Here is a 12,476-nt window from a genome sequence, read left to right on the forward strand (position 1 = left end):
TGCCGGGCCGGCGCTCCGCTGGCCCGGTGGCTCTGTGTGCTGGCGCTTGCGGGGTCTGGTCTGGCGGCGCAGGCGGCGGGTGAGCCCGCGCCCGCGCCGCGGCCCTCCGACGAAGAGATCATCGCCGAGGTTGACGCCGGTCTCGATCTCCTGCGCGCCGGCGAGACCGAGGCGGCGCGGCTCAGGCTTGAGGCGGTCAACAACATCACCTACGCGGCCGATTACCCGCCGGTCGTCGATCACTACCCCAACCTCGGGCTGTCGCAGTACCACTATGAGACCGGCGACTGGCCCGAGGTGCTGCGGTTCTCGGCCTCGGTCGCCACCGGTCTCATCGCCGAAGGCCTTGCCGATCACCCGCATCGCGTCACCGCCAGCGTGCTGCAGGGCGCGGCGCTGGCCCGGCTGTCGCGACAGACCGAGGCGGAAGTGCTGTTGCGCAACGGCGTGGCGGCGGCGCGCGGCCGGCCCGAGCTGGCCGAGACCTATGGGGTGGCGCTTTACAATCTGGCGCTGCTGGTCACCGACCTCGACCGCGAAGATCACGGTGCAATCACCGACGAGTTTCTCGACAACTGGAGCAGCGACTGGCCGATCCCGCTGCAGCTGTCGCTGATCATCAGCTACCGAGACATCGACAACGACTATACCGTCGACGACGACCTTGCCCGCGCCATCCGCCGCGCCCGCAATCTCGTCGCCGCCGCCGAAAGCGCCGAGGACGTGCCGCTGCGCCGGGTTGCCGGGTTTCGCGGCTACCTCGGGCTGCTGCTGGCGCAGGACGGCGACTTTGCCACCGCGCTGGACCTGCTGCAGAAGGAATACGACTATTACCGAGAGGCCCGGGTCACCGGGTCCGACCTGACCAATTGCATCATCTACCTCGGGCTGGTCATCCGCTACGGCCAGAGCGCCGAGGCGGCCCTGAGCTTCTTTGCCGACGAGGTGCAGATCGCCCGGCAGAGCGGCACCGGCGCGCATGACATTGCCCGCTTTCTGATGGAGCAGGCTGCCGCCGCCGAGGCCACCGGCGCGCAGGACGAGAGCCAGCGGCTCTACCGCGAGGCCTATGCCGAGCTGCGGTCGGTCGACCGCGCCAATCACTGGGTGGCACAGCAGGCGCGGGCGCAGATCGATATCGACCATCCCGGCATGGCGGGCTTTGCCTTTGCCTCGGAACTGGGCGCGGTCGAAGCGGTGCGCTTTGATCTCACGGCCGACGGCCGCGACGTGCTGCGGCTGTTCTTCGAAGGCAACTACCTGCTGCTGGACCCGGTGCTGGCCCGTCATGCCGGGGCCGAGGGGCGCGAGGCCGTGCTCTACCGTCTCAACCGGGCGCTGGCGCTGGCGCTGATGGGGCGGCACGACGAAAGCCTCGCGGTGCTGGACGAGACCCGGGCGCGCGCCATTGCCACCGGGGCGCTGCCGCCCGGCGCGCCGATCCTCGACCTGATCGAGACGGTCGCCCGGGTCTGGGGCAGCGGCCATGATCCCGAGGCGGCGGCGGGTGCACTGGCCAGGCTGAAGGCGCGGGCGCCGGCGATGAACGCCGAGGTTCGCAGCGCCTATCGCGCGCTGCTGGCCTTCTACCACTTCCGCCGCGACGACCGGCGCCGCATGACCGAGGTGCTGGCGGTCTGGTTCGCCGACCGCCCGCCTGGGCCGGCCACCAGCCTGTGGGAAATCTACGCCGCCACTCTGGTGATGGAGATGGCCTTCGGGCAGATGGACCCGGCGCTGAACGAGGCGCTGATGCAGGAGACTCTGGCGGCGCTCGAGGCCTATCCGACGCTGACCCTGTCGCGCGACTACCTGCGGGTGGTCAAGGTGATGAACTCGCGAACCGGGGTCTTCAATGACGAGGCGCTGGTCGAGCTTGGCACCGTGGTCAGCAGCGTCGGCGCGATGGTGCCGGAGGGCCATTCGCTGCATTACGCCACCCAGTTCGCGCTGTCGAACGTGCACGCCTGGCGCGGCAAGACCGAGGAGGCGCTCTACTGGCTGCGGCAATCGGTCGAGACCATGCGCGCCACACGCTATCACCGGCAGGACGAGGTGGCGTTTCTGCTGTCGCGACAGGCCGGGCTGCTGCTGGGTCTGGGCCGGATCAACGAGGCGCATTCGCTGTCTCAGGAAGCGCTGCGGCTGATCGATCCGCTGACCGACCGGCCGAACCTGATCGGCGAGATCTACCAGACCACCGCCTCGGCGCTGTGGTGGCGCAGCGACGATCCGCAGAAGGCAGCGGATTTCATCGACGGCGTTCTGGGCGATCCGAAGATCCTGTCGCGGCTGGAGCCGGTCGACCGGGTGATCCTTTTGCGGCTCAAGGCCGATGCCGAGGCCAATTTCGCCGCGCTGGACGCGGTTCTGGCCACGCTCGACCGGGCCGAGGCGCAGATCGGTCTCGACCCGGTGATCGACTGGCGGCGCGAGCAGTCCTTCAACCGTCAGACGCGGGCGATTGCCAACTACTGGAACGGCGCGCTGGCCGAGGGCTTTGCCGCCATCGTCGAGAGCAACGACATCTACACCGCCTGGCTGGCCTCGATCCGCCGTGCCGAGGGCGCGCAGGGGGTTGATCCGGGGGCCTACCGCGACCGTGCGGTCTGGGAGGCGATGATCGGCTGGGACTACGCCCGCAGCCTGCCGGAGTAGCGGCTCAGCGGTCGCGGCCGCCTTCGCCCACCACCACGAAGGGCGCCCAGAGGCGCGGGTGGGCAAACCGGTCCTCGCGGGGGTCGGCAAGGAGATCGAGCGCCGAGCGCTGCAACGCCTCGGCCCGGCCCAGCGGCGCCTCGGCATACATCCTTTCGAGCATGCCGGTGGTCAGCACCGACGCGGCGTAGTCATCGACCGGCCAATGCGACACCAGGATCGCCCGCGCGCCGGCATAGATGAAGGCCCGCGCCAGCCCCGTGAGCCCCTCCGCGCCGGGCGTGCCATCGGACCCGGCGGTGTCGCAGGCCGAGAGGATCACCAGATCGGCCGAGAGCTTGAGCTGCGCCGCCTCCGAGGCGGTGAGCAGCGCGTCGTCGTGCGGCGAGGGGGTTTCCGGCGGGGTGAAGACCAGCGCCGGTTCGGTCAGCCCCGGCAGCCCGTCGGCCAGCAGCCCGTGGGTGGCAAAGGCCACCACGTCGGCGCCGCTGAGGTCGAGGGTCTTGACCGCCCCTTCGGTGGCGGCGCGGGCGAGATGCACGCTGGTCTCCGGCGCGCCCATGGTGGCGGCCAGCCGACGCAGCTCGCGCGCGGTATTGGGCAGCGGGGCGAGATCGGCAACCCGGCGGACGTCCTCGTAGATGCCGCGGGTGACGACCTGCGCCTCTTCCGGCGCTTGCGCGCCGTCCTCGGCGGCCAGCCGGTAGCCCAAGAGCGGATCACCGAAGCCCAGGAAGGAGGGCGTGTCGCGGGGGCGGGCGGGCAGGGCGGTCTGACGCAAGGCCCGCAGCGCCGAGACATGCGGCAGGGTGGTGAGCGCATGCCGCCTGAGCAGCCAGCCGGTCTCGCGCAGCGCCTGCGGCGCGGTATCCTCGCCGTCGGGCGGGCGGGTGACCAGCACCGCCGGCGGCAGCGAGGTGAGCGGGCCGTCGAAGACCACCATCAGGTGCCGCGCAGCGCCGATCACCGGCTCGAGCGGCGCCAGCGTCTCGAGATAGAGCCGATGCGCCGTGGTCCGGTCGAAGCCGCGGATCCGTGAAACCCCCTGTCTGTTGCCCAGTGCGACACCGGCGCGGCTGTCGACCTCGACCCGCAGCTGTGCCCGCAGGCCCTGCACCAGGGTGCGCAGCTCGCTCAGCGGCAGCTCGGCGCGGGTCCAGGCGCTGGCCCCCGGCGAGACCGCCCAGGTATAGAGGTAGCTGTCGTCGGTCATCGTCATCACCAGCGCCTCGCCGGGGCGCAGCAGCGCCTGCACTTCGGCAATCGACAGCGGCGCCGGGTCGGTCAGCTCGCGGAACTCGGGAAACTCTGTGCCGAGCCGCGCGTCGAGCGCCTGCAGGCGGGCGCGGCCGTCGGAGATCTCGGCCTGCAACCGCGTTACTGTCAGCTCGGCCTCGGCGCCGGGGCGGGCGGCAACCTCGGCCAGCTCGGCGCGCTGGGCGGCGATCTCTCTCGAGATGTCCTGCTGGTCGCGCAACAACCCCTCGAGCCCGGCGGTGCCGGCGGCGATCCGGCCCGCCGCCTGGGCCAGGGCACGGCCGGCGGAAGACGCCTGGGCGCGCTGGGCGGTGACGAAGACCCGGTCGCGAATCTCGGCCCGGGTCTGGGCGGAAACCGCAAAGGTCAACACCGACCAGAGCACCATTGCCAGAATGCCGTCGCGGATCATGCCGTTCTCCTGCCCGAGGGGCGCAAACCCCGTCCTGCAGGCAGTTTCCCACGGAATCGGAATTCTTCAAACCCTGTGAAAGGTGACAAATTCGGTATGGAAAGCAGGTAAACAGCGAGAAATCCAAAAGATTCGCAATCCGGCCCAGCCATGTTACGCTCTGATCAGCGAGAGGGAGGAGACGGCGCGAATCGCGGATGGTTTAGCGTTAAACTATCTGCCATGCGCTGAGTGCATGAAGGTTATGCGTCCCGGTCACTACGGGGCGTCGCTCTCTTGTGTTATTGCCTCCCCAATTGCGAGTGCGCCTGTCCGCAGGCCGTCAGCAGCAGAAGCCACCGCGGTGGCTTGGCGTTGGCGAGATGTAGTTTAGTGTTAAACAATTGCGCGGGAACTCGCGCCAAGAGGGAAGAGGATATATGACTGACCAGACCTCCGACATCGATCCGATTGAATCCCAGGAATGGCAGGATGCCGTCCAGGACGTGATCGAACGCGATGGTGCAAATCGCGCGCATTTCCTGCTCGACAAGGCGGTGCAACAGGCCCGCGCGGCCGGGGCCACGCTGCCCTTCAGCGCCACGACGCCCTATCAGAATACCATTCCGGTCGACGATCAGTACGACTTTCCGGGCGACATGGAGATGGAATGGCGCATCCGCACCATCAACCGCTGGAACGCCATGGCCACCGTCGTCCGCCGCAACAAGGTGTCGAGTGAATACGGCGGCCATATCGCCTCCTTCGCCTCGTCAGCGGCGATGTATGACATCGGCCTCAACCACTTCTGGCGCTCGAAATCCGCGATCCACGGCGGCGACCTTGTGTTCTTCCAGGGCCACGTGATCCCCGGCATCTACGCGCGGTCCTTCATGGAAGGCCGGATCAGCGAAGAGCAGCTCGAGAACTTCCGCTCGGAGGTTGGCGGCAAGGGCCTGTCGTCCTATCCGCACCCCTGGCTGATGCCGGATTACTGGCAGTTCCCGACCGTTTCGATGGGGCTTGGCCCGCTGATGGCGATCTATCAGGCGCGGTTCATGAAATACATGCACAACCGCGGCCATATCGACATGGGCGACCGCAAGGTCTGGTGCTTCCTCGGCGATGGCGAGATGGACGAGCCGGAATCGATCGGCGCGATCCATCTGGCGGCGCGCGAGAAGCTGGACAACCTGATCTTCGTGGTCAACTGCAACCTGCAGCGGCTCGACGGTCCGGTGCGCGGCAACGGCAAGATCGTGCAGGAGCTGGAAGGCAACTTCCGCGGCTCGGGCTGGAACGTGATCAAGCTGCTCTGGGGCAAGGGCTGGGATCAGCTGCTGGAGAACGACACCACCGGCAAGCTGCGTCAGCTGATGGATGAGACGGTGGACGGCGACTACCAGACCTTCAAGTCGAAGGACGGCGCCTATATCCGCGAGCATTTCTTCGGCAAGTACCCCGAGACGGCGGCGCTGGTCGAGGACTGGACCGACGATCAGATCTGGGCGCTGCGCCGCGGCGGGCATGATCCGCAAAAGGTCTATACCGCGTTCAAGAAGGCCACCGAGACCGAGGGGCAGCCGACCTGTCTGCTGGTCAAGACGGTCAAGGGCCACGGCATGGGCACCGCTGGCGAAGGCCAGAACACCACCCACCAGCAGAAGAAGATGAACGAGGAGCAGCTCAGGGCCTTCCGTGACCGGTTCCAGATTCCGGTCAGTGACGAGGACGTGGCCAAGGCGCCGTTCGTCGCGCTGAACAATGCGCAGAAGGCCTACCTGGCCGACCGGCGCAAGGCGCTTGGCGGCGAGTTCCCGAAGCGGACCTCGGATGCGCCGAAGCTGGAGATCCCCGAGCTGGCGAAGTTCAAGGGGCAGCTGGAAGGCACGGGCGAGCGCGAGATCTCGACCACCATGGCCTTCGTGCGGATCCTGACAACGCTGCTGCGCGACAAGAAGATCGGCAAGCAAGTGGTGCCGATCGTGCCGGACGAAAGCCGGACCTTCGGGATGGAGGGGCTGTTCCGCTCGGTGGGCATCTACAACCCGCTGGGGCAGAAATACACGCCTCAGGACGCCGACCAGATGTCCTATTACAAGGAATCGGAAAGCGGACAGGTGCTGCAGGAAGGCATCAACGAGGCCGGTGCCATGGCCGACTGGATCGCGGCGGCGACGTCCTATTCCAACCACGGCGTGCCGATGATCCCGTTCTACATCTACTACTCGATGTTCGGCTTCCAGCGGATCGGCGATCTGGCATGGGCGGCGGGCGACAGCCGCGCGCGCGGCTTCATGCTGGGCGGCACTGCCGGGCGGACCACGCTGAACGGCGAAGGCCTTCAGCACGAGGACGGTCACAGCCACATCCTGGCCTCGACCATTCCCAACTGCATCACCTATGACCCGACCTTCCAGTTCGAGGTCGCGGTGATCGTGCACCACGGCTTGCAGCGGATGTTCGTTGATCAGGAGGATGTGTTCTTCTACCTCACCCTGATGAACGAGAACTATTCTCACCCCGACATGCCGATGGGCGTCGAGGAGGACATCATCAAGGGGCTCTACCGCTTCTCGAAGACCGAGAAGCCGGGCAAGAAGCACGTCAACCTGATGGGCTCCGGCACGATCCTCGTGCAGGCGATGAAGGCGGCGGAGATGCTGAAGGAAGACTTCGGCGTCAGTTCCGACATCTGGTCGGCGCCGAGCATCAACGAGCTGGCCCGCGACGTGCAGGATTGCCTGCGTCACAACCGGCTCAATCCGCTCGACGAGGAAAAGGTGCCGTTTGTCACCCAGCAACTCGAAAAGGCTCAAGGCCCGATCATTGTCGCCACCGACTACATGAAGAACTATGCCGAGCAGATCCGGGCGGCGGTACCGAACCGCTATACGGTGCTGGGGACGGACGGTTTCGGCCGCTCCGACAGCCGGGTCAACCTGCGGCGCTTCTTCGAGGTGGACGCCAATCACATCGCCGCCGCGGCCATGGTCGACCTGCACCGCGAAGGCGCGGTCAATAAGGCCGAGCTGGAGAAGGCGCTGAAAAAATACGAAATCGACGGCGACAAGCCGAACCCGCGTCTGGTGTAAGCGGGAAGGAGGAACAGTATCATGGCAATCGAAGTTAACGTCCCCGACATCGGCGATTTCACCGATGTCCCCGTCCTCACGATCCTTGTGTCCGTCGGCGACACGGTGGCCGAGGAAGACCCGCTGATCGAGCTGGAGAGCGACAAGGCGACCATGGAGGTGCCCTCGCCGGCTGCTGGCAAGGTCAAGGAGATCAAGATCTCCGAGGGTGACACGGTGTCTGAAGGCACCCTGATCATGCTGCTTGAAGGCGAGGACGCCGGGTCTGGCGATGCCGCGCCCAAGGAGGCCCCCAAGGCTGAGGCGCCGAAATCCGACGCCCCGGCCCCCGGTGCCACCCCGGCCCAATCCACCGCGCCGGCCCCCACGGCCGTGACCGATGCCGGTTTCGGCAAGGCGCATGCCTCGCCCTCGGTCCGCGCCTTTGCCCGCCAGCTCGAGATCGACCTGGCCAAGGTCAACGGCTCCGGCCGCAAGGGCCGCATCCTGCGCGAGGACGTGACCAACTACCTGAAATCCTCCACCGCGGCAGCCCCGGCCGCCGCCGGTGGCGGTGCCAAGGGCGGCATGGGCATCCCGCCGATCCCGGCGGTCGACTTCTCGAAGTTCGGCCCCGTCGAAGAGGTGGAGATGAGCCGGATCAAGAAGATCTCCGGCCCTGCGCTGCACCGCTCCTGGCTCAACATCCCGCATGTCACCCATAACGATGAAGCCGACATCACCGATCTCGACAAGTACCGCAAGGAGATGGACACCCACGCCAAGGAGAACGGCTACCGCGTCACGCTGCTGTCGTTCGTGATCAAGGCGTCCGTGTCGGCGCTGAAACAGCACTGGGAGTTCAACTCCTCGATCCATCCCGATGGCGACAAGCTGATCAAGAAGGACTTCTACAACATCGGTTTCGCGGCGGACACGCCCAACGGGCTGATGGTGCCGGTGATCAAGGATGCCGACCGCAAGGGGCTGGTGGACATCTCGAAAGAGCTGATGGAGCTCAGCAAAGCGGCTCGTGAGGGCAACCTGAAGTCCAAGGACATGCAGGGCGCGACCTTCACCATCTCGTCGCTGGGCGGTATCGGCGGCACGTCCTTCACCCCGATCGTCAATGCGCCCGAGGTGGCGATCCTCGGTCTCACCCGGTCCAAGATGGCGCCGGTCTGGAACGGTGAGGAGTTCAAGCCGCGTCTGATGCAGCCGCTGTCGCTGTCTTACGACCACCGTGCCGTCGATGGCGCGCTTGCCGCACGGTTTACCGTGACGCTCAAGACGCTGCTCGGCGATATGCGCAAGTTGATGTGGTAAGGAGGAAAACCCATGGAAGTCAAAGTACCCGATATCGGTGATTTCTCCGACGTGCCCGTGCTGACCATCCTGGTCTCGGTGGGTGACACCGTGGCCGCCGAAGACCCGCTGATCGAACTGGAAAGCGACAAGGCGACGATGGAAGTGCCCTCACCGGCGGCCGGCAAGGTCACCGAGATCAAGGTCTCAGAGGGCGACACGGTGTCCGAGGGCACGGTGATCATGGTGCTGGAAGGCGCTGACGCCGGCACGGCCGATGAGGGCTCGAAAGAGCCCGAAAAGGCGCCAGCGCAAGCCCCGAAAGCGGTCGAGGCCACCGGCTCCGCCTCCGGCAAGGGCGACAGTCACGCCGAAGTGGTGGTCCTGGGCTCGGGTCCGGGCGGCTACACCGCGGCCTTCCGCGCCGCCGACCTCGGCAAGAAGGTGGTGCTGATCGAGAAGTACCCGACGCTGGGCGGGGTCTGCCTCAACGTCGGCTGCATCCCCTCGAAGGCGCTGCTGCATGTCGCCAAGGTGATCACCGAGGCCGAGGAAATGGGCGCCCATGGCGTCTCCTTCAGCAAGCCCGAGATCGATCTCGACGAGCTGCGCGCCTTCAAGGACAAGGTGGTCGGCCAGCTGACCGGCGGCCTCAAGGGCCTGTCAAAGGGCCGCAAGGTCGAGGTGGTGCAGGGCTACGGCAAGTTCACCGGGCCCAACATGATCGAGGTCGAGGGCGATGACGGCAAGAAGACCGTCTCGTTCGACCAGTGCATCATCGCCGCCGGTTCCGAGCCGGTGAACCTGCCGTTCATCCCGCAGGACGACGACCGCGTGATCGACTCGACCGGCGCGCTGGAGCTCAAGGACATCCCCAAGCGCATGCTGGTGCTCGGCGGCGGCATCATCGGTCTGGAAATGGCCTGCGTCTATGACGCGCTTGGCTCCAAGATCACGGTCGTCGAGCTGATGGACCAGATCATTCCCGGCGCCGACAAGGACATCGTCAAGCCGCTGCACAAGCGTATCGAGGGCCGCTACGAGAACATCCTGCTCAAGACCAAGGTCACCGCGGTCGAGGCGCAGGACGACGGTCTCAAGGTCACCTTCGAGGATGCCAAGGGCGACACCACCACCGACACCTTCGACAAGATCCTCGTCGCCGTGGGCCGCAAGCCCAACGGCAAGCTGATCGACGCTGAGAAAGCCGGTGTGGCGGTGGATGACCGCGGCTTCATCGCCGTCGACGGCCAGCAGCGCACCGGTGTGAACCACATCTTCGCCATCGGAGACGTGGTCGGCCAGCCGATGCTGGCGCACAAGGCGGTGCACGAGGGCAAGGTCGCGGCCGAGGTCTGCGCCGGGCACAACCGGCATTTCGACGCGCGGTTGATCCCCTCGGTGGCCTATACCGACCCCGAGGTCGCTTGGGCCGGGATGACCGAGACCGAGGCCAAGGCGCGCGGCGTGACCTATGAAAAGGGCGTCTTCCCCTGGGCGGCCTCCGGCAAGGCCCTGTCGAACGGTCGTTCCGAAGGCATGACCAAGCTGCTGTTCGATCCCGAGGACGACCGGATCATCGGCGGGCTGATTGTCGGCACCAACGCCGGCGACCTGATCGCCGAGGTGGCGCTGGCGATCGAGATGGGGGCGGATGCGGTCGATCTCGGCCACACCATCCACCCGCACCCGACGCTCAGCGAAACGGTGAACTTTGCCGCCGAGATGTTCGAGGGCACCATCACCGACCTGATGCCGCCAAAGAAGAAAAAGCACTGAGCCTTCTGCACGGCAAAAACAAGAAGGGACCGGCCATCGCGCCGGTCCCTTTCGTGTCAGGTAAGGGGCTCTGCCCCTCGGTCTTTGGCCTCACCGGGGGCTGGCCCCCGGTCCGGCCTCAGGCCACGTTCTCCAGCTTGGCCTTGGGGGTCACCCCCAGCGCAAAACAGACATCGCGGGTCAGCTCGGGCCGGTTCAGGGTGTAGAAATGCAGGCTGTCGACGCCCTCGGTGACCAGGGTGTCGCACATCTCGGTGCAAAGCGCGGTCGCCAGAAGGTCCTCGCGGCCGTCGCGGGTGGCCTTGTCAAAGGCTTCGTCGAGCCAGGCCGGGATTGGCGTGCCGCAGCCCTTGGCGAACTTGCGCACGCCCTTCCAGTTCTCGATCGGCAGGATGCCCGGCACGACCGGCGCGGTGATGCCGGCTGCGGCGCAGCGGTCGCGGAAGCGCAGGAAGGTCTCGGCCTCGAAGAAGAACTGGGTCAGCGCCTCGTCTGCGCCGGCGTCGAGCTTGCGCTTGAGCCAGTCGATGTCGGCCTGTTCGTCGGCCGCCTCGGGGTGGCGGTCGGGATAGGCGCCGACGCGGATGGTGAAATCGCCGCTCTCCTTCAGCGCCGCGATCAGCTCGCAGCTGTCGGCAAAGCCCTCAGGGTGCGCCTCGAACCGCGCGGCGCCCTTCGGCGGGTCACCGCGCAGCGCGACGATGTCATTCACCCCGGCCTTGGCGAAGTCCTGCGCGATGCCAAGGGTTTCCTCGCGGCTGGCATTGACGCAGGTCAGGTGGGCCGCAACCTTGAGGCCCGAGGACTTGTGCAGCGTCGCCACCGCGTCACGGGTCAGCTCGCGGGTGGTGCCGCCGGCACCATAGGTGACCGAGACAAACCGCGGCTCGAGCGGCGCCAGTACCTGCACCGTGTCCCAGAGCCGGAACGAGGCCTCGAGATCACGCGGCGGGAAGAATTCGAACGAAACGGCGGGAGCACTCATGGGGCACGATTCCTGTCACTGGGTTTCCTCCTTGTCGCAAAACTGGCGATGTGAGACAAACTCATAAATCTCATCACCATTATGAGCCGGGTCACAAGCCATGCATATCGAGTTCCGCCACCTGCGCACCATCAAGGCCATCCACGAGGCCGGCGGGCTGGCCCGCGCCGCCGATCAGCTCAATATCACCCAGTCGGCGCTCAGCCATCAGATCAAGGGGCTGGAGGACCAGGCCGGGGTCGAGCTCTTCGTGCGGCGCTCAAAGCCGATGAAGCTCTCGGCCGCCGGCATGCGGCTGCTCCGCGCGGCCGAGCGCATCCTGCCAGAGATCGAGAAGCTGCAGGAGGAGTTTTCCGGCCTGCGCGATGGCAAGTCCGGCCGGCTGCATATCGCCATCGAGTGCCACGCCTGTTTCGAATGGCTCTTCCCGGTGCTCGAGGCGTTCCGCAAGTCCTGGCCCGACGTCGATGTCGACATCCGCCCGGGGCTGGCCTTCGACGCGCTGCCGGCGCTGCAGAAAGAAGAGGTCGACCTGGTGGTCTCCTCCGACCCCGAGAGCCTGGCGCATGTGGAGTTCTCGGAACTGTTTGACTACGCGCCGGTCTTTGTGGCCTCGAAGGATCATCCGCTGGCGGCGAAACCCTATATCGAGGCCGAGGATTTCCGCGGCCAGACGCTGATCACCTACCCGGTAGAGCGCACCCGGCTCGACGTCTTCAGCCAATTGCTGATCCCGGCACGGGTCGAACCGGCGGCGGTGCGACAGGCCGAGCTGACGGCGGTGATCCTGCTGCTGGTGGCGTCGAACCGCGGCGTTTCGGTGCTGCCGGATTGGGTGGTGCGCGAGGTGAAGTACAACTCGGATTACATCACGCGGCCGCTGACCGAGCGCGGGCTGACCCGCACGCTCTATGCTGCGACCCGGGCCGACGACGTGGCAAAGCCCTACATGCAGGAGCTGATCGGGCTCGCCCGGTCAGAGGCGGCACGGCTGCAGGCGGCCTGAGGCGAGGAGGCCCCGCAAGGG

Annotated in this window: 7 protein-coding genes; 5 read left to right on the forward strand and 2 right to left on the reverse strand. The window is 66.6% G+C overall.

Annotated elements, in window-relative coordinates:
- Nucleotides 1-36: 36 nt before the first annotated feature.
- Entirely contained in the window at nt 37-2,658 is a 2,622-nt protein-coding gene (locus VOI27_RS15370; protein WP_323766247.1) for a hypothetical protein, read from the forward strand.
- 4 nt (nt 2,659-2,662) lie between these two features.
- On the opposite strand, the gene VOI27_RS15375 is transcribed toward VOI27_RS15370, so the two are convergent.
- Nucleotides 2,663-4,327 (reverse strand): CHAT domain-containing protein, encoded by a 1,665-nt coding sequence (locus VOI27_RS15375; protein WP_323766248.1) that lies wholly within the window; start codon nt 4,325-4,327, stop codon nt 2,663-2,665.
- Between the two features lie 419 nt (nt 4,328-4,746).
- Here VOI27_RS15375 and aceE point away from each other — a divergent pair, with 419 nt between their 5' ends.
- The 3 genes from aceE to lpdA are packed head-to-tail and all read left to right on the forward strand — an operon-like array spanning nt 4,747 to nt 10,464.
- Entirely contained in the window at nt 4,747-7,401 is a 2,655-nt protein-coding gene (gene aceE, locus VOI27_RS15380) for a pyruvate dehydrogenase (acetyl-transferring), homodimeric type (RefSeq protein ID WP_323766249.1), read from the forward strand.
- A 21-nt stretch (nt 7,402-7,422) separates the two neighbouring features.
- Nucleotides 7,423-8,706 carry a dihydrolipoyllysine-residue acetyltransferase gene (aceF, locus tag VOI27_RS15385; RefSeq protein ID WP_323766250.1) on the forward strand — a complete coding sequence of 428 codons (1,284 nt, stop codon included), beginning with the start codon at nt 7,423-7,425 and terminating at the stop codon, nt 8,704-8,706.
- A gap of 12 nt (nt 8,707-8,718) precedes the next feature.
- Nucleotides 8,719-10,464 carry a dihydrolipoyl dehydrogenase gene (lpdA, locus tag VOI27_RS15390; protein ID WP_323766251.1) on the forward strand — a complete coding sequence of 582 codons (1,746 nt, stop codon included), beginning with the start codon at nt 8,719-8,721 and terminating at the stop codon, nt 10,462-10,464.
- 118 nt (nt 10,465-10,582) lie between these two features.
- Here the strand turns inward: lpdA and metF are convergent, their stop codons facing one another.
- Entirely contained in the window at nt 10,583-11,449 is an 867-nt protein-coding gene (gene metF / locus VOI27_RS15395) for a methylenetetrahydrofolate reductase [NAD(P)H] (protein WP_323766252.1), read from the reverse strand.
- Nucleotides 11,450-11,549: 100 nt separating this feature from the next.
- On the opposite strand from metF, the gene VOI27_RS15400 reads away from it, so the two are divergent.
- Nucleotides 11,550-12,455 (forward strand): LysR family transcriptional regulator, encoded by a 906-nt coding sequence (locus VOI27_RS15400; protein ID WP_323766253.1) that lies wholly within the window; start codon nt 11,550-11,552, stop codon nt 12,453-12,455.
- Nucleotides 12,456-12,476: the final 21 nt, after the last annotated feature.

It is taken from the genome of Marinovum sp., assembly GCF_034669705.1.
Taxonomy (GTDB): Bacteria; Pseudomonadota; Alphaproteobacteria; order Rhodobacterales; family Rhodobacteraceae; genus Marinovum.